At 44.2% G+C, this 16,786-nt stretch carries 19 protein-coding genes; 13 read left to right on the top strand and 6 right to left on the bottom strand.

The window, feature by feature from the left end:
• The 3 genes from MN199_RS13445 to trmA form a co-directional block, all read left to right on the top strand.
• Positions 1-212 (top strand): hypothetical protein (locus MN199_RS13445; protein WP_335739774.1); only part of this gene is annotated, 212 nt, incomplete at its 5' end.
• 105 nt (positions 213-317) lie between these two features.
• Positions 318-809, top strand: a complete 492-nt coding sequence (locus tag MN199_RS13440) for an RNA recognition motif domain-containing protein (RefSeq protein WP_132586059.1) — start codon at positions 318-320, stop codon at positions 807-809.
• Between the two features lie 131 nt (positions 810-940).
• Positions 941-2,029: a tRNA (uridine(54)-C5)-methyltransferase TrmA gene (gene trmA / locus MN199_RS13435; protein WP_335739773.1), complete on the top strand. Its 1,089-nt coding sequence runs from the start codon at positions 941-943 to the stop codon at positions 2,027-2,029.
• Here the strand turns inward: trmA and fabR are convergent.
• Positions 2,026-2,634: an HTH-type transcriptional repressor FabR gene (fabR, locus tag MN199_RS13430; RefSeq protein ID WP_418338098.1), complete on the bottom strand. Its 609-nt coding sequence runs from the start codon at positions 2,632-2,634 to the stop codon at positions 2,026-2,028. The genes trmA and fabR overlap by 4 nt on opposite strands.
• A 97-nt stretch (positions 2,635-2,731) precedes the next feature.
• On the opposite strand from fabR, the gene MN199_RS13425 reads away from it, so the two are divergent.
• From MN199_RS13425 to MN199_RS13415, 3 genes are all read left to right on the top strand, one after another.
• Complete coding sequence (locus MN199_RS13425) at positions 2,732-3,850, top strand: acyl-CoA desaturase (RefSeq protein WP_335739772.1); 1,119 nt, start codon at positions 2,732-2,734, stop codon at positions 3,848-3,850.
• Between the two features lie 85 nt (positions 3,851-3,935).
• Positions 3,936-5,357: a Si-specific NAD(P)(+) transhydrogenase gene (sthA, locus tag MN199_RS13420; protein WP_335739771.1), complete on the top strand. Its 1,422-nt coding sequence runs from the start codon at positions 3,936-3,938 to the stop codon at positions 5,355-5,357.
• Positions 5,358-5,485: 128 nt separating this feature from the next.
• Positions 5,486-6,844 carry an energy transducer TonB gene (locus tag MN199_RS13415; protein ID WP_335739770.1) on the top strand — a complete coding sequence of 453 codons (1,359 nt, stop codon included), beginning with the start codon at positions 5,486-5,488 and terminating at the stop codon, positions 6,842-6,844.
• Positions 6,845-6,897: 53 nt separating this feature from the next.
• Here the strand turns inward: MN199_RS13415 and hemE are convergent, their stop codons facing one another.
• Both hemE and nudC read right to left on the bottom strand, forming a co-directional pair.
• Positions 6,898-7,980 (bottom strand): uroporphyrinogen decarboxylase, encoded by a 1,083-nt coding sequence (hemE, locus tag MN199_RS13410; RefSeq protein WP_279432818.1) that lies wholly within the window; start codon positions 7,978-7,980, stop codon positions 6,898-6,900.
• A 204-nt stretch (positions 7,981-8,184) separates the two neighbouring features.
• The gene (nudC, locus tag MN199_RS13405; protein ID WP_335739769.1) at positions 8,185-8,991 is read right to left on the bottom strand and encodes an NAD(+) diphosphatase; all 807 of its coding nucleotides are present in this window, start codon (positions 8,989-8,991) and stop codon (positions 8,185-8,187) included.
• Positions 8,992-9,137: 146 nt separating this feature from the next.
• Here nudC and rsd point away from each other — a divergent pair, with 146 nt between their 5' ends.
• Positions 9,138-9,623 carry a sigma D regulator gene (gene rsd, locus MN199_RS13400; RefSeq protein WP_335739768.1) on the top strand — a complete coding sequence of 162 codons (486 nt, stop codon included), beginning with the start codon at positions 9,138-9,140 and terminating at the stop codon, positions 9,621-9,623.
• Between the two features lie 55 nt (positions 9,624-9,678).
• Here the strand turns inward: rsd and fkpA are convergent, their stop codons facing one another.
• Positions 9,679-10,413 (bottom strand): FKBP-type peptidyl-prolyl cis-trans isomerase, encoded by a 735-nt coding sequence (gene fkpA / locus MN199_RS13395; RefSeq protein ID WP_335739767.1) that lies wholly within the window; start codon positions 10,411-10,413, stop codon positions 9,679-9,681.
• Between the two features lie 105 nt (positions 10,414-10,518).
• Here fkpA and MN199_RS13390 point away from each other — a divergent pair, with 105 nt between their 5' ends.
• Together MN199_RS13390 and MN199_RS13385 are read left to right on the top strand one after the other, a co-directional pair.
• On the top strand, positions 10,519-11,499 hold the full coding sequence (locus MN199_RS13390; protein ID WP_335739766.1) for a WD40 repeat domain-containing protein: 981 nt from the start codon (positions 10,519-10,521) through the stop codon (positions 11,497-11,499).
• Positions 11,486-11,713, top strand: a complete 228-nt coding sequence (locus MN199_RS13385) for a SlyX family protein (RefSeq protein ID WP_132586081.1) — start codon at positions 11,486-11,488, stop codon at positions 11,711-11,713. Before MN199_RS13390 ends, MN199_RS13385 begins: the two co-directional genes overlap by 14 nt.
• A 3-nt stretch (positions 11,714-11,716) precedes the next feature.
• Here MN199_RS13385 and MN199_RS13380 read toward each other — a convergent pair whose 3' ends face one another.
• Positions 11,717-11,923: a YheV family putative zinc ribbon protein gene (locus MN199_RS13380; RefSeq protein WP_132586084.1), complete on the bottom strand. Its 207-nt coding sequence runs from the start codon at positions 11,921-11,923 to the stop codon at positions 11,717-11,719.
• A gap of 102 nt (positions 11,924-12,025) precedes the next feature.
• Here MN199_RS13380 and MN199_RS13375 point away from each other — a divergent pair, with 102 nt between their 5' ends.
• The 3 genes from MN199_RS13375 (at position 12,026) to MN199_RS13365 (ending at position 14,631) form a co-directional block, all read left to right on the top strand.
• Positions 12,026-13,933, top strand: coding sequence for an ATP-binding cassette domain-containing protein (locus MN199_RS13375; protein WP_335739765.1), 1,908 nt, complete (start codon positions 12,026-12,028; stop codon positions 13,931-13,933).
• Complete coding sequence (locus MN199_RS13370; RefSeq protein WP_335739764.1) at positions 13,926-14,402, top strand: TIGR02444 family protein; 477 nt, start codon at positions 13,926-13,928, stop codon at positions 14,400-14,402. Before MN199_RS13375 ends, MN199_RS13370 begins: the two co-directional genes overlap by 8 nt.
• An 88-nt stretch (positions 14,403-14,490) precedes the next feature.
• A complete protein-coding gene (locus tag MN199_RS13365) occupies positions 14,491-14,631 on the top strand; it encodes a DUF3149 domain-containing protein (protein WP_132586093.1) in 141 nt (46 codons plus the stop codon).
• Between the two features lie 15 nt (positions 14,632-14,646).
• Here MN199_RS13365 and fdxA read toward each other — a convergent pair whose 3' ends face one another.
• Positions 14,647-14,973 carry a ferredoxin FdxA gene (fdxA, locus tag MN199_RS13360; protein WP_132586853.1) on the bottom strand — a complete coding sequence of 109 codons (327 nt, stop codon included), beginning with the start codon at positions 14,971-14,973 and terminating at the stop codon, positions 14,647-14,649.
• Positions 14,974-15,148: 175 nt separating this feature from the next.
• On the opposite strand from fdxA, the gene MN199_RS13355 reads away from it, so the two are divergent.
• The gene (locus MN199_RS13355; RefSeq protein WP_335739763.1) at positions 15,149-16,762 is read left to right on the top strand and encodes an NAD(P)/FAD-dependent oxidoreductase; all 1,614 of its coding nucleotides are present in this window, start codon (positions 15,149-15,151) and stop codon (positions 16,760-16,762) included.
• Positions 16,763-16,786 lie beyond the last annotated feature (24 nt).

The following is a 16,786-nucleotide window of genomic DNA, read 5'->3' as shown; positions in this document are numbered from 1 at the left end:
TAAGCCCTAGTGTCAAGCGTCTTTTTAAAAGATTTTTGACTCTATTTCTAAAACCCCTCGGAGAGTGCGCTAGCGCTGCACCCCGTGGCATGGCGCGCATTATAGGGGGTTTTAATTGTCGTGCAAGCGGTTATTTGACAAAAATAGACGTTTTAGTATCGTTTGCTTACTTAATCGGCTTTTTGCATATTTTACCAACAAATTTGGTATAAATGTGTTGCGGTTAATAGTTGCGGTTTATTATCCAACCGCTAATATAAGGCTGCTTTATATTGTTAAAGCATTCCGATAAATAGAATAAGTGTTTAGGATATTATATGTTGCCCACTTTACGTGTTTCTTTGCCATATACTTTGGCGTTAGCCGTGCTGGCTTATCTTGGCTTTGCGTTTGCTCTTCCATCCTTAGGGCTTGATCAGGAAATTCTTGTAGTAATTGGTGTGGTACTAGCGGGGATCCTAGTGCCAGTATTAGTAGATGTTAAAGCTAATCGCTCTGACTCAGTGCCAACCATTAAAGCACCAATAGACTATAAAGGTGAAACCACCACTTTATATGTTGGCAATTTGCCGTATCGGGCAAATGAAGATGTAGTAAAGGAACTGTTCCAACGTTTTGGCGTAGTCGTAAATGTACGTTTGATGAAAGATCGCCAGACGGGTCGCCGTAGAGGTTTTGGTTTTGTTGAAGTAGCGGAAAAAGACGGCGCTAAGATGATTCAAAAGTTAAACGACTTCAGCTTTCAAGAACGCACATTAAAAGTGCGCGAAGCTAAAGAGCGTCAAGAGAACGATGACTCTGATGAGTAGTAGTGATTTTCTATAGAAAAAAGGGAAGCTGCGGCTTCCTTTTTTATTTTTATTAATCACAGTTGGTATTCAAGGTTGGCGTAGCGAAGTCTGTGCCTTAACATAGTCGTTTTGATTTAGTAGAGTGGCACATGAGCGTAGGTCAGGTTTTTCCCGAGCAGTATTTAACTCAATTAACAGATAAGGTAACTCGTGTACAACAGTTGCTTGCCGACTTTAATGCGCCTAACGCTGAAGTGTTTGCATCTGAGCCTACACATTACCGGCTAAGAGCGGAATTTAGGATTTGGCATGATGGTGATGATATTTATCATGCTATGTTTGATGCAGAAAGCCGTGAGAAAGTACGAATTGATCATTTCCCTGTTGCCTGTCGAGCTATTGCTGATTTTATGCCGGTGTTACTGAAACAGATTCAATTTAATCATGAGCTACGTTACAAGCTATATCAGGTTGACTATTTGGCCACGCTGTCTGGTGAATTACTGGTGTCGCTAATTTATAAGCGGCCATTAACCAATAGCTGGCTTGAGCAGGCTACGGCATTAACCGAAGCACTAGCTAGCGAATACAACGTTAAGTTTATTGGCCGGTCACGCAAACAAAAGCTGATGGTTAGTGATGATTATGTCACTGAACAGTTTGAATTAGATAATACACAACTGAAATATCAACAGGTGGAAGGCAGCTTCACTCAGCCAAACGGCGAGGTTAATCGCCATATGCTCGGTTGGGCAAAAAACATTGCCAATAAACTATCCGGCGATTTACTTGAGCTGTATTGCGGCAATGGCAACTTCTCCATCGCACTAGCACCATGCTTCGACAATGTCGTCGCTACCGAAATTTCTCGCACCTCTATTAAATCAGCACAATACAACATAGCGCTAAACCAGGTTACTAATTTGCAAGTATTGCAGATGTCTGCGGAAGACGTGTCGGCCGCGTTACAGCAAGGTAATACATTAAAACAACTCGATTTAACGAACATGCAGCTTAATACTGTGTTAGTTGACCCGCCACGCGCGGGACTTGATGCAGGTACCGAACAGTTAGTTAGCCGCTTTAACGATATTATTTATATTTCGTGTAATCCCGATACCTTAGCGCAAAACTTACAAGCGTTAAGCAGCACACATGACATTATACAGTTAGCGGTATTCGACCAGTTTCCTTATACCCACCATATTGAAACCGGTGTTTGGCTTAGAAAGCGTTAATCTTTTATCTTGCGCCCATAACTGGCCGCGCCATGGGCTAACCAACGTAGTTGAGTAATAGTACGGCCCGTTAAGTACGGATATTGTTCAGCTGGTGCATCTAATGCATCAGCGCCGGTATGAAAAACTAGCGTAACCATGGCTTCTGCTTGCGCCCTCGCCAGTTCATCAGGGCAGGTTGTTTCTTTGCGTAAATACTCAGCCAATTCTGCAACAAAATGTTGAATTTCACGCGCCACTGCACTTCTAAATGCGGCAGAAGTTCCTGAGCGTTCACGTAACAACAAGCGAAACACGTTACTGTGGCCGGTGACAAATTCCATAAAGGTTTCTATTGATGTACTGATAACGCTACCGTTTTTTTCAATACGTTGCCGAGCTTGACGCATAAGTTGGCGTAACATTAAACCAGCCTCATCAACCAATGTAAGCCCTAACTCATCCATGTCAGCAAAGTGGCGATAAAATGACGTTGGCGCAATGCCCGCTTCGCGAGCTACTTCACGCAAACTTAAGCTAGCAAAGCTTTTATCAGCGCTTAACTGAGAGAAGGCGGCATTAATAATGGCGCGACGGGTGCGCTCTTTTTGCTCTGCTCTTGACACTTTTATCCCTTTATTCACTCAAAGCACTACTTTATACCTTGACCGAGTTATTTCGGCCAGTAGAATGAGCGTACAGTTGTAAGCTAAACGGCACTATATGAAACAACCACCTATTATTTGGACGAATGTCCTACTGTTTTCTATCACGACCTTAGTTGCGGCCATTGGCGTACCTTGGTATGCATTAACTATCGGCTTTGGCTGGTTTGAAATAATAGCTACTATTATAAGCTTAGGCTACTGCGGCATGTCTATAACTGCCGGCTATCATCGTTTATGGGCGCATAAAACGTATGAGGCGCAGCCTATTTTACAATATATTTATGCTATAGGCGGTGCTTTTGCGTTGCAAAATAGTGCGCTGCACTGGGCGGCGGATCATCGCGTGCATCATCGCCACGTCGATAATAATGATAAAGATCCCTACTCAGCAGGCCGAGGTTTTTGGTACAGCCACATTGGCTGGATGTTACGCGACTATGCTGGCGACAATAAGTGCGATTACAACAATGCTCGCGACTTGCAAAAAAACACTGTGGTCATGTGGCAGCACCGTAATTATTTATGGCTAGCTATAGCCACTAACTTTGGCATTCCGTTATTACTTGGCATTGTTAGCGGCAATATTCTTGGTATGCTGCTGTCTGCCGGCGTACTTCGCCTGGTGTTAAGCCACCATTTTACGTTTTTTATTAATTCTCTTGCCCATATTTGGGGGAAACAACCCTATACCGAGCAAAACTCAGCCCGCGATAACGGCCTATTAGCATTTTTAACTTATGGCGAGGGTTATCATAATTTCCACCATATTTTTGAATCGGATTATCGCAACGGTATTAAGTGGTACCAGTTTGATCCAACGAAGTGGTTTATTAAAGCTGCATCTTGGTTGGGTTTAACCCGTAATTTACGCATAGTACCAGAAGAGCTTATTGCACAAGCCAAGGCAAAAATGCAGCTGCAACGTGCGAAAGAGCGAGTGAAACAGCGCCCCAATGCGGAACAATTACTGCAACTGCTTGAGCAGGAATACGAGCTGCTATTAGCAAGAATGCAAGATTACTATCAGTTAAAGAAACAACTACTGTTAGAACGTAAAGAGTTATTAGTTGCCCAATACCACGCGGTAGATTTTAAAATTCGTTATCAAGAGTTTAAACACCACTTACAGCTGCAGCAACAGCATTGGCAAAGGCTTGTTACCGCCTTTAGCTAATAGAAAAAGAGACTTCGGTCTCTTTTTTTGTGCTCGATTCCTGATATGCTCAAACTAACACCATAAAAATAGTGAGATTGATCACGTGACTGAAAAAAAAGCCACCCCGAAAAAAGCCCGTTATGATTTTGATGCCATTGTTATAGGCACTGGCCCAGGTGGCGAAGGTGCAGCAATGTATCTAGCTAAAAGCGGTTTAAAAGTTGCCGCTATTGAACGTTATCAGTCTGTTGGCGGCGGCTGCACCCACTGGGGTACTATTCCGTCAAAAGCGTTGCGCCATTCTGTTAGCCGTTTAATTGAATTTAATGAGAACCCGCTATTTCAGCCAGATGAACAACACACCAAACTTACTTTTTCACAAATTTTAAAGCACGCGGCTGGGGTTATTCGCAAGCAAGTTAGGCTAAGAGGCGGTTTTTACGACCGTAATCAAGTTAAGCTCTATCAAGGTGAAGCCAAATTTATTGACAAGAATACACTCAGCATTACCGGCGAAGATGGTAGTTTTGAGTTAAGCGCAAAAACCATCATTATTGCTACAGGCTCTCGCCCCTATCGCCCTTCAGACGTCGACTTTGACCATAGCCGAATTTACGATTCCGATACCATATTGTCACTACAACATGATCCTAAACACATCATTATTTATGGCGCTGGGGTAATTGGTTGCGAGTATGCCTCTATTTTCCGTGGTTTAGGCGTAAGAGTTGACTTAGTTAATACCCGAGATCGCTTACTTTCATTTATGGATGCAGAGATATCAGACTCTCTTAGTTATCATTTTTGGAACTCGGGTATGACAATCCGCCACGGTGAAGAGTTTGATCGCATTGAAGGCAAAGCAGACGGCGTCGTTTTATATTTAAAATCGGGCAAGAAAATGAAGGCCGATTGCTTTCTATTTGCTAACGGTCGCACCGGCAACACCGAGATGCTAAACCTAGCATCTATTGGCTTAAACGCCGACAGTCGTGGCCTAGTTAGTGTTAATAAGCACTATCAAACCAGTGTCGATAACATTTTTGCTGTTGGTGATGTAATTGGTTATCCAAGCTTAGCAAGCGCTGCTTATGACCAAGGCCGCTTAGCGGGCGAAACTATAATAAAAGGTAACCTAGACGGCCACGTTATCGCTGACATTCCTGCGGGCATTTACACTATTCCGGAAATGAGTTCAGTAGGCAAAACAGAGCAGGAACTAACCGCCGCAAAAATTCCTTATGAAGTTGGTCGCGCCCAATTTAAACATTTGGCACGGGCACAAATCGCCAACACCAATGTCGGTAGTTTAAAACTACTGTTTCATCGCGATACCTTAGAAATACTTGGCATTCACTGCTTTGGTGAACGCGCAGCAGAAATTATCCATATCGGCCAAGCTATTATGATGCAAAAAAATGGTGGCAATACCTTAGAGTATTTTGTCCGTACCACCTTTAACTATCCGACAATGGCTGAAGCTTATCGGGTAGCGGCGCTGAATGGTTTAAACCGTTTATTTTAATTTAACTTATTGAATAACATCAATATAAATGACACTCAATGCGCATAATATTTAGTTTTGTTTTGCCTGATAATTCGTTGTAAACTCAGTTACATAATAATTAAATAAAATAGTTTTGTGGGGTTTTTATGGCACAGCTTAGATATGGGCTAACACTATTATTATGCTTACTATCGTGGCAAGTTTATGCCGACTTTCCAACAGCAAAAGCCTTATTTGAAAAGCAGGAGTATGAACTCGCTAAACCACAATTAGAAAGCCTTGCTGAGCTAGGACATTTGGAAGCGCAATTTTTATTATCGCGAATGTATGCCGAGGGATTAGGTGTCGAGCCAGATATGAATCTTGCTTACGCCTGGACCTTAATTGCCCGCGATAGAAAGCATCCGGAAGCAGATAAACAATATCGTACTTTACGCACCAAGCTAACGTCTCGGTTTGAGGGCAAAGAAGTATATAACAGTTTAAACAGTCAGTTTGGTAAGGCTGCGCTAGAAGGCAACCTATACCCAACAGAGAACCGTTTTACGTTAACCGACGCAAAAATAAAGCCTATTAGCCAGCCTGAGCCTGATTATCCAAGTTATATTGAACAAAGTGGTATTGCAGCGTGGGCATTAGTGCATTACGACATTACTGAGGATGGCAAAACAGATAATGTCAGTATAGCAGCGTCTTATCCGGTTGATGCGATTAGTAAATACGTATTAAACGCGGTCAATAGTTGGCGTTTTGAACCACCAAAAGATTTATACGGTGCACCAAAACGTATAGATATGCGCACCCATACCTTTAAGATAAAGTCGTTAGGCAATGCAAAATCACGTAAATTTGATAAAGATAACCAAGAATACCTTGATGCGATATTAGGAGCGGCTAAAGCTGAAGTCGCTAAGTATCAGTATTTATACGCACTATTAGCCGAAAATGGTGTTGTTAGCGGTGTAAAAGCTATGCCATGGTATTTGCAAGCGGCCATAAATGGCTATGTGCCAGCGCAGTATAGGCTGGCTCAATGTTTAGTTAGCGGCAACGGCTGTGATCGTGATCCAAGTAAAGCCGTAAATTGGCTGGCCACTTCAGCTGATAGCGGTGACGCCAAAGCCGCTTACTTATTAGCGCAAGAGTTACTCGATAGCAATAACGTAAATTATAATCCACGCAAGGCGGCAAGTTATTTAGAAATTGCCGCTTTACAAGATTATATGCCCGCAATAGCCGATTACGCGGCCTTGTTAGCCATGTCGGATGATCCGACATTACGCGACCCCAATAAAGCGATACGGCTGGCCGAACAAGGCCGAGCAATAGATGCCAACAACCCTAATTTACTGTCAACCTTGGGCGTTGCCTTTATCGACCTAGGGCAGCAAAGTCGCGGTGAATCTATGCTACGCCAAGCATTAGCCGAGGCGAAAAGCCGTAACTGGACAATTCAAAATTTTGAAGATTTATTAGCCGACTATCAAACCGCTGCCGCTGATTAATCTATAAAAAACCCGGCTTTTGCCGGGTTTTTTATTAATAACTATATAGCACGCTATTCAGCAATTTCAGTGCTCATATGATAAGTGCGGCTAAACGAATGCACTGCATCAATAAATACACTAACCCGTTCTGGATCAACGTCAGGCGTTATACCATGCCCAAGATTAAATACATGTCCAGGGCCTTGGCCAAAGCTATCTAAAATTAGCTGCACCTCTTGGCGAATACGCTCTGGTGAGCCCAATAAAATTGACGGATCCATATTACCTTGCAAGGCAACTTTATGGCCGACTCGCGCTTTAGCATCGCCAATATTAATGGTCCAATCTAGGCCTACTGCGTCACTACCAATATTAGCAATAGACTCTAACCATAAACCGCCGTTTTTCGTAAAAACCGTAACCGGCACTATACGGCCATCAGCTTCACGCGTTAAGTTACTGACGATCTTTTGCATATAACCTAAAGAAAACTCTTGATAGTCACGAGGGGTTAGTACGCCACCCCAAGTATCAAAAATCATCACAGATTGTGCACCAGCAGCAATTTGCGCATTTAAATATAAAATGACACTATCGGCTAATTTATTTAATAACAAATGTAAGCTTTCTGGCTCGCTAAACATCATCTTCTTTATGATGCCGAACGTTTTGCTGCTGCCGCCTTCAACCATATAGGTTGCCAGCGTCCACGGGCTACCAGAGAAACCAATTAACGGCACACTACCGTTAAGTTCGCGGCGAATAGTGCGCACGGCATTCATTACATAGCGTAATTCTTGTTCTGGATCGGGTATTGGCAGGTTAACAATGTCACGAAAGTCTCGCACTGGCCGCTGAAACTTTGGCCCTTCACCTTCACCAAAATATAAACCTAAACCCATGGCATCAGGAATAGTAAGAATATCGCTAAATAAAATTGCCGCATCTAATGCATAACGACGCAGTGGTTGTAACGTTACCTCACATGCCAGCTCTGCGTTTTTGCACAGCGACATAAAATCACCGGCTTGCGCTCTGGTTGCACGGTACTCAGGTAAGTAACGACCTGCCTGACGCATCATCCATACTGGGGTTCTATCCACAGGTTGTCTTAATAACGCTCTGAGGTATCGATCATTCTTTAATTGCATAATTTACCCACTATCCACAATATCATCGGCCATTTTAGCATTGTGGCGCCAGTAAGCCTACGCCTAAGCGGTAAATGCTACGTTCAGTTTTTTGTTTTAAATGCTTGTCATCGATAAATCGATCTGCTATAACATTGCTGCGCTAGTGAAGAATAACAAGCAAGAAGCCTGTTTTAACAGGACCACGTAAAATTTAGTTAAGCCACATTATGTGGCTTTTTTATTGCCTGAAATTTGCTTTAGCTGAGCAATAATTTGTCCAGATAAGGTTTGTTCTAGCGGTGTTTCGGGTAATTGGTCAAATGAAAACCAATAAGCCTCTTCAATTTCGTGCGGTTGGCACACTATGTCGCCGGCAACATAATCAGCAATAAAACCGGTCATTAATGAATGAGGAAACGGCCAAGGTTGGCTACCGACATAGCGTAGGTTTGCAATATCAATTCCTACCTCTTCTTTTACTTCGCGCACAGCGGCTTGTTCTAGTGTTTCCCCAGATTCAACAAAACCCGCTAAAATTGAAAAGAAGCCAGCTCGGTGTCGGTTTGACCGAGCAAGTAAAATCTGGTTATCTTTAACGATGCCAACCAGTACACAGGGTGCAATGCGGGGGTAGCAGCGGTGACCACATTTATTGCACAGGGCAGCTAGTTCCCAGCTAACTAGGCTCATCGCACTGCCGCATTGGCCACAAAACCGATGCGTTTGTAAAAAGAGTGCAACCTGCACTGCCCTAGCAGCAAGCTGGAAAGTTTCTTCACTTACCGTAAGCAACTCTCGAGGTGTTACCCATTCATCTTCGTTAGCAATGTGGTCATGGTTAACCAGTAAGTACGCATCTTGGTCACCAAGTTGACCAATTAAACAAAATTGTTCAGGCTCTGCCGATAGGATTAATTCATTATATGTACCCTGCGGTAGTTCGCGCTTAGCGCTCAACCAAATTCGGCCACGATTTACAATAAACCAAATACCTTTGCGGTTTGGTGTGACACGGATACTATGTTTGATCATAAGCTACTCTCTGAGGTACTCTGTTATCGTGCTCTATCATAATGCCGTTTACTGAGCAGACCAATAAGAAAACGGTTGATCTTTACTGCAAAACTTATTTAATTAGACACTATCGCAGCACCTTTGCTGCACTTAAGGAGAAGGCAATGTACACCCGTGTGCAGACAGCGCGAAACAAATGGGGTGGCTCACTTGGTGCCATCGATAGCTGGCTGGATGACAGACAGCAGCTTATTGTAAGTTACTGTAAACTGGCAGCACTGCCTCCTTTTGATAACAAACGTACCACTTTGCCAAGCCAAGCTAATGTACAAGAATTTTGTCAGTTAATGGTCGACTACTTATCTGCTGGGCATTTTGAAGTATACGAGCGTATAGTATCCGAATCAGCTACAAACGGCACGGATAGCCGTAAACTGGCTGATAGCCTATATCCGAAAATTGCCGTTTCTACTGATTTAGCGCTCAATTTTAATGACTTATATGCCGACCACTTAAGCACACGACATAGCGGGGCTTTTGACCGTGAGCTATCCGAACTTGGTCAAGCATTAGAGCAACGTTTTGAATACGAAGATCAATTAATTAATACGCTGTACGAAAAGCATAATGACTCAAGTGTTCAAGCGTAATTTATTCGCATAAAAAAGCGGCATAAGCCGCTTTTTTCTTTATTTCACCGCAAACTTATTCAGTTTCTGCTGAAACAATTTCCAATAGCTCAACTTCAAATACTAATACGCTATTAGGCTTGATAACGCCCATATCACGCTCGCCATAGGCAAGTTCTGACGGAATAGTAAATTTGAACTTAGAACCCACATTCATTAACTGAACGCCTTCAGTCCAACCTGGAATAACGCGGTTTAATGGAAACTGCGCCGGCTCGCCACGATCTAACGAACTATCAAACTTAGTGCCATCAACTAAAGTACCCGTGTAGTGCACTTTAACTGTATCGGTGGCGGCTGGTTTAGCACCATCAGCGGCTTGTAGAACTTCGTACTGTAAACCAGACTCTGTTACGGTAACGCCCTCTTTTTTCGCATTTTCAGCTAAATAAGCTTTGCCTGAAGCTATTGCTTGCTCTGCTTCGGCTTCTACCATCGCCGTTTGCTTTTCACGGAATTTTTCTTCCAACGTCGTCATCATTGCCTGAACTTCTTCATCAGACATGGTCGCTTTGTTAGACACCGCGTCTTGAACACCGCGTAAAATTAAAGCACGGTCTACTGTCAGGCCAAGCTTAGTATAATCTTCCAATGTGCTATCTAAGTAACGGCCAACAGAAACACCTAAGCTGTAAGACTGTTTAGCTTCGTCAGTATCCAATACTGCAGGTTTCTGCTCTGCTTCTTTTTGGCATGCAGCAAGTGTCATTACTGCTACTGCGACCAGAGTCATTTTTGTAACTAAGCGCATTTAGTTCTCCAAGATTTACGCAGCAAGGCTGCAAAAGTATGTTTTAATAGTGTGTAACGAACTGACCTATACTAACGGTTTGTGCTCTGGAGGTTAACACCCGACATGAAATATCCTGCGTTTTTTCTACTATTATTGCTCGGCGGTTGCGAAAAACTAAGTTCGCCGTTACCCGCACAGCAATTTACTCATGTTGCCAAAGGTAGTTATGCTGCAGCGCTGTCAGATGATGCGCGCTTTGCTGCGGTATCATCGGTTCAAGACGGCGTCGCATTATGGGATTTGCAAACTAACGCGCTAAAATACCAATGGCGACATCAAGATGCCGCGGATAACTTAGTATTTAGCTTAGCGATTAGCCATGATAACAGCCATGTGCTCACTGCAGATCAGCACACTTATGCGCTGTGGAATACTGAGAATGGTAAAAACATCGGTTACTGGCAGTTAGACGAGGCCACGGTGCGTGACATCGCCGTATCCGATAACGGTGCTCACTTACTCATTGGTAAAAGTAACGGTGGTGTGCAACACATTACTTTAGCTAGCGGCCGTCGGTTAGAGTTTTTAGGCCACACGGAGCGGATTAACAGTGTTGCTATGTCGCCGAATGGTCGCTATGCGCTTACGGGTGGTAACGATTACAAAGCCTATTTATGGGATACGCAAAGTGCGCAAATTATTTATAGCTTTAGCCATCCAAGCCGAGTAACAAAGGTAGCTTTAGACCCGCAAGGCCGCTATGCCTTTACGGCAGACAGCCAAGATTTAGCACAAATCTGGGATATTAAAACCGGCAATCTGATAAGCAAGCTGCAATTTAGCGCGCGCCAGCAAGTGTTTAGTGCTGTAACCTTTAGCCCTGATGGCAAAACCTTGGCTACAGGTGCACCAACCCGTAAGCTCGCGCTGTGGGATGTGCAAACTGGCACGGAGCTACAACGATGGCAGGTTTCAGTACGACCTGATAGCCGTCCGCCTAGCGCAGTAGTGCATGCGGTAGCCTTTTTAGGCGATAATCAACTTATTAGCGAAAGCTCCAGTGGCATAGCCGAAGTATGGGATATAAAACATGATGACAAGTGAGCAAGAGTTACAGCTGCATATTGTAGAGCTAGAAAGTAAGCTGGCATTTCAGGAAGACACGGTAAATAGCTTAAGTAATGAATTACTTGAGCATCACAAAAAAATAGACCGCTTGCAGCAACAAGTTATGTTGCTGGCAGAAAAGCTACGCAACCTACCCGACGACCAAGGCATACTGCGGCCAGAAGAAGAGCCCCTGCCGCCGCATTACTAAGCACTACTCTGGCTTAAATACGCCAATTACCTGCTCAGCAGCGCGGCTCGCTTTAGCGACTTGCGCTTCTGGCTGCACCATTTGGTGGCCGCACTGTACACATTCAACTTTTTCTACATTGTTTTCTAAAAACAACATCATCGTGTCCATTGCCTTGCACTTTGGGCAGCTAGCACCAGCAATAAAACGCTTCTTTTTCCGTGTTGTCATTTTTCGCCTCATTTTTTGTCCAGCAATTTTACGCGCTAAGCCTTGGTTTGTTGCACTTATACGGGTAAATTAGCAGCCCAATTCAGTTACACAGGAAACAACATGATCCAGCTGCAACAGGTTGAACTGCGCCGTGGTATTCAGTGTTTATTTCAAGGCGCCGATCTTACCGTATTTCCGGGGCAAAAGGTGGGAATTGTCGGTGCCAACGGTTGTGGAAAATCCAGCCTATTTGCGCTACTGCAAAACAAACTGCACGCAGATGCCGGGAATGTTAGCATTCCTGCTAGCTGGCATATTGCAACAGTAGCCCAAGAAACCCCAGCGCTTGATTGCAGCGCAATGGACTACGTATTACAAGGTGACGAACAACTATTTCCGCTGTTACTTAAAGTGCGCACGGGCTGCAGCGAATCAGACTTAGCCGCGGTGCATTTACAAATAGAAACACTCGACGGTTATCGCGCCGAAGCTAAAGCCGGCATTTTATTAGATGGCTTAGGCTTTAGCGGCGAAGCACAACAACACGCCGTGAAATCGTTCTCTGGTGGCTGGCGTATGCGCCTTAATTTGGCTCGCGCATTGATGCAGCGTGCTGAACTATTGTTACTAGATGAACCCACCAACCACCTAGATTTAGATGCTGTGTTGTGGCTGGAAAAATACCTGAGCAATTATCAAGGCACGTTACTACTGATCAGTCATGACCGCGATTTTCTGGATGCAGTAACCGACAATATTGTGCACATTGAACGGCAAACTTTAACCTTATACAAAGGTAACTATAGTCAATTTGAGCGCCAGCGCGCCGAGCAACTTTCGCAGCAACAATCAACGTTTGATAAACAGCAACGCCACGTGGCGCATTTACAAAAGTTTATCGACCGCTTTAAAGCCCAAGCCACTAAAGCCCGTCAGGCTCAAAGCCGCATTAAAGCATTAGAGCGTATGACACTAGTAGCGCCAGCACATGTTGACTCACCGTTTAGTTTTAGTTTTTTAGCGCCAAAAGCACTACCAAACCCATTATTAAAAATGGAGAATGTGCAGGCCGGTTACGCTGATAACATCATTTTAAGCCAAATTAAGTTTCAATTATTGCCTGGTAGCCGCATTGGTTTATTAGGCCGTAACGGTGCCGGTAAATCTACGCTAATTAAGCTATTATCCGGTAGCATGCCAGCCCAAAGTGGCGATATCTGGTATGCCAATGGTGTAAGTTTAGGTTACTTTGCCCAGCATCAATTAGAGACCTTACGCCCACAAGACTCGCCGCTACAACACTTAGTACGACTAGACCCACTAGTGCCAGAACAAAAGTTACGTGACTTTTTAGGTGGCTTTGGTTTTCATGGCGATAAAGCGTTAGAAGCCTGCGCGCCATTTTCTGGCGGTGAAAAAGCACGTTTAGTGCTAGCATTAATTGTGTATCAACGGCCAAATTTATTGCTACTTGACGAACCGACCAACCACCTTGATTTAGATATGCGCGAAGCTATTGTTATGGCGCTACAAGAATTTGAGGGTGCCATTGTTATTGTTTCGCACGACAGGCATTTATTAAGCAGCTGTACCGACGAATTTTACCTGGTAGCTAATGGTAAAGTGGCGCCCTTCGACGGCGATTTAGCCGACTATTACCAATGGCTGCAACAAGACGCCCGCAAAACGGCAAATGCCGCAGTAGCCGAAGCGACAATTAGCGTTAACGTGCAACGTAAAGATCAAAAACGCTTAGAAGCTGACTTGCGCAATCTGTTACGCCCGCTGCGACAAAAAGTAGAAAAGTTAGAACAGCAACAACAAAAGCTCACCACTGAACTCAGTGTTATCGAGCAGCAACTAGCCGATGTGGATATTTACTCCGCTGAGCGAAAAGCTGAACTTACTATGCTACTGGCACAACAAGCAGCGGCAAGCTCTAACTTAACTAGTATTGAAGAAGATTGGTTTATCGCGCAAGACGAACTTGAACAGCAAAGCGATAAGTTTTGGCAACAAAATGGCTAAGGCACCTAGCGCTAAGCAGCTGTGGCAATTTAGCTTAGCGCTATACCCAAAAGTTAAGCACACTGCGCTGCAATGGCAGGATGAGCTAGGCGCGAACATAAACTTATTACTACTGCTTTGCTATTTAGAGCATCGGCAGTGCAGCCTTAGCCCAGATGCGCTTGTGCTATTAGCTAACAAGCTGCATACCTTTAGTGTTCAATATACCCAGCCGCTGCGGGCAATAAGGCGCAATAATCATTGCCCGCTATTAAACCCAGCGCAACAAACCTCATTAAAACAGCTATTGCTACAAACCGAGCTCGTACTAGAACAGTTAGAGCAGCAGGTATTAGTCGAACAATGCCCCGTGCCGTTAGCAGCGGCTACACCAATGCTTGAGCAATATCTGGCTTATCTGGCCATTGAGCCAGCTAAACAACAGCAACAATTGCATAACCTACGCCAAGCTCTTACTCAGTTAAGCTAAAGGTCTGACCAATCTTTGATCTGTATCAGCTTAACGCCTAATAGCATCGTCTATACTGGCAGCAATTACACAGCGCGAGGGCTAGACGATGAACTTGTGGCACGAATTTACTAACGATCCAGTAATTTTTATTTCTTTTACAGGGTTAGCAATATTGATTGGTTTAGGTATTTTCTATGCTATTTACTTTATACATAAAGTAAATAATGAGCAGCCAGACGGTAAATAACCATTACACGTTATTCTAGTCTAACTCTAAATGCTGCAATTTATCAGGCACACCATTCCACGCATCGGCATCTGCCGGTGCTGGCTTAATTTCACGAATATTCGGCCATATCTCGGCCAACTCTGCATTTAGCTGCATAAACCCTTGTTGTTCAGCGGGTACTTTTTCTTCTTGCACTATGGCATTTGCTGGACACTCTGGCTCACACAAACCACAATCGATACAAATTGTCGGGCTAATAACTAAAAAATTAGGGCCTTCAAAAAAAGCATCTACTGGACACACAGTCACACAATCGGTGTATTTACATTTAATGCAGTTATCCAGTACGACAAAAGCCATAGTAATGCGGTTCCATCTAGTTGTAGGTTGCAGATCATACTGCAGCACGCTAGAAAAACAAGTTGCAGCATTTAAAACCTTACGGACAACCGTGCCAAGTTGGCGTAACATAGTACGTATCTTGTGAGCGCCTAGGCACCCGGCCTTGTCGCAATGACACCGATATGGAACTTCTATGCTGCGCCTAACCGAAATAAAATTACCGTTAAACCATGATGAAAATGCCATTTCAGCGGCTATTATCGAAAAATTAGCTATTATTCCCGAACAACTACATAACATCACGGTATTTAAACGCGGTTTCGATGCACGCAAGAAAGCAGATATTCAGCTGATTTATACCTTAGATATTGATGTCGATAACGAAGCGCAGCTGCTGCAACGTTTTGCCCACGATCAGCATGTAAAGCCAACTCCTGACACCAGCTATACCTATGTTGGCCAAGCGCCAGACAACTTAGCAGAGCGCCCTATTGTTATTGGTTTTGGCCCTTGTGGCTTATTTGCCGGCTTAATCTTGGCGCAAATGGGTTTTAATCCCATCATTTTAGAACGTGGCAAAGACGTACGCGAACGCACCAAAGACACCTTTGGCTTTTGGCGGGGTAAAGCATTAAATAGCGAGTCTAACGTACAATTTGGCGAAGGCGGTGCCGGTACGTTTTCTGATGGAAAATTATATAGCCAAGTAAAAGATCCCAAGCATTATGGCCGTAAAGTGATGAGCGAGTTTGTTGCTGCCGGCGCACCAGAAGAAATTATGTATGTAAGCAAACCGCACATAGGCACCTTTAAATTGGTTGCCATGATGGAGAAAATGCGCGCTAATATTATTGCCTTAGGTGGTGAGATCCGCTTTAACACTAGAGTTGAGGAGATTCATACTGAAGATGGGCAGCTAACCGGCTTAACCTTAGCGAGTGGCGAACGCTTGCCCAGCAAGCATGTGGTATTAGCCATAGGCCATAGCGCTCGTGACACCTTTCAAATGCTATATGATAAAGGCGTTTACATTGAAGCCAAGCCATTCTCTATTGGTTTTAGAATTGAGCACGAACAATCCATGATCGACGAGTGCCGCTTTGGTCGTAATGCCGGCAACCCTATTTTAGGCGCCGCTGACTATAAGCTGGTACACCATTGCAGTAATGGCCGCAGTGTATACAGTTTTTGTATGTGCCCAGGCGGCACGGTAGTTGCGTCGTCGTCCGAGCAAGGCGGTGTAGTCACCAATGGCATGAGCCAATATTCGCGCCACGAACGGAACGCCAATAGTGCGATTGTGGTAGGAATCGACCCCGAGCGTGACTACCCGGGGCACCCACTAGCGGGTATTGCGCTGCAGCGCCAGTTAGAACAAAAGGCCTTTAGACTCGGTGGTGAGAACTACCATGCGCCAGCCCAATTAATTGGCGATTTTCTTTTAGGTAAGGCCTCAACAGAGTTGGGTGAAGTAAAGCCATCGTACACTCCTGGCATTACACTAACCGACTTAGCACAAGTACTGCCTGAATTTGCTATCACCGCGATTCGCGAGGCAATACCCGCCTTTGACCGGAAAATTAAAGGCTTTGCTAAAGCAGACGGTATGTTAACGGGGGTTGAAACCCGCACCTCGTCACCTATTTGCATTAAACGTGGCGACGATATGCAAAGCATTAATTTAAAAGGCTTATACCCTGCTGGAGAAGGCGCAGGCTATGCGGGCGGTATTTTATCTGCTGGTATAGACGGGATTAAAGTAGCAGAAGCTTTAGCGCTGGCGATGCTTGCGCAGGTAAAAAGCTAATAATAAGCGTTGATTTTTCTACAA

This window comes from Rheinheimera metallidurans, from assembly GCF_036983985.1.
Taxonomy (GTDB): Bacteria; Pseudomonadota; Gammaproteobacteria; order Enterobacterales; family Alteromonadaceae; genus Alishewanella; species Alishewanella metallidurans.
Note: the sequence above shows the minus strand (reverse complement) of the source record. Positions and strands in the feature narration are given on the sequence as shown.

Coding starts and splice junctions, on each gene's coding strand:
- MN199_RS13440 (WP_132586059.1), top strand. CDS start 318: ATGTTGCCCACTTTACGTGTTTCTTTGCCATATACTTTGGCGTTAGCC.
- trmA (WP_335739773.1), top strand. CDS start 941: ATGAGCGTAGGTCAGGTTTTTCCCGAGCAGTATTTAACTCAATTAACA.
- MN199_RS13425 (WP_335739772.1), top strand. CDS start 2,732: ATGAAACAACCACCTATTATTTGGACGAATGTCCTACTGTTTTCTATC.
- MN199_RS13415 (WP_335739770.1), top strand. CDS start 5,486: ATGGCACAGCTTAGATATGGGCTAACACTATTATTATGCTTACTATCG.
- nudC (WP_335739769.1), bottom strand. CDS start 8,991: ATGATCAAACATAGTATCCGTGTCACACCAAACCGCAAAGGTATTTGG.
- rsd (WP_335739768.1), top strand. CDS start 9,138: ATGTACACCCGTGTGCAGACAGCGCGAAACAAATGGGGTGGCTCACTT.
- fkpA (WP_335739767.1), bottom strand. CDS start 10,413: ATGCGCTTAGTTACAAAAATGACTCTGGTCGCAGTAGCAGTAATGACA.
- MN199_RS13390 (WP_335739766.1), top strand. CDS start 10,519: ATGAAATATCCTGCGTTTTTTCTACTATTATTGCTCGGCGGTTGCGAA.
- MN199_RS13385 (WP_132586081.1), top strand. CDS start 11,486: ATGATGACAAGTGAGCAAGAGTTACAGCTGCATATTGTAGAGCTAGAA.
- MN199_RS13380 (WP_132586084.1), bottom strand. CDS start 11,923: ATGACAACACGGAAAAAGAAGCGTTTTATTGCTGGTGCTAGCTGCCCA.
- MN199_RS13375 (WP_335739765.1), top strand. CDS start 12,026: ATGATCCAGCTGCAACAGGTTGAACTGCGCCGTGGTATTCAGTGTTTA.
- MN199_RS13370 (WP_335739764.1), top strand. CDS start 13,926: ATGGCTAAGGCACCTAGCGCTAAGCAGCTGTGGCAATTTAGCTTAGCG.
- MN199_RS13365 (WP_132586093.1), top strand. CDS start 14,491: ATGAACTTGTGGCACGAATTTACTAACGATCCAGTAATTTTTATTTCT.
- fdxA (WP_132586853.1), bottom strand. CDS start 14,973: ATGGCTTTTGTCGTACTGGATAACTGCATTAAATGTAAATACACCGAT.
- MN199_RS13355 (WP_335739763.1), top strand. CDS start 15,149: ATGCTGCGCCTAACCGAAATAAAATTACCGTTAAACCATGATGAAAAT.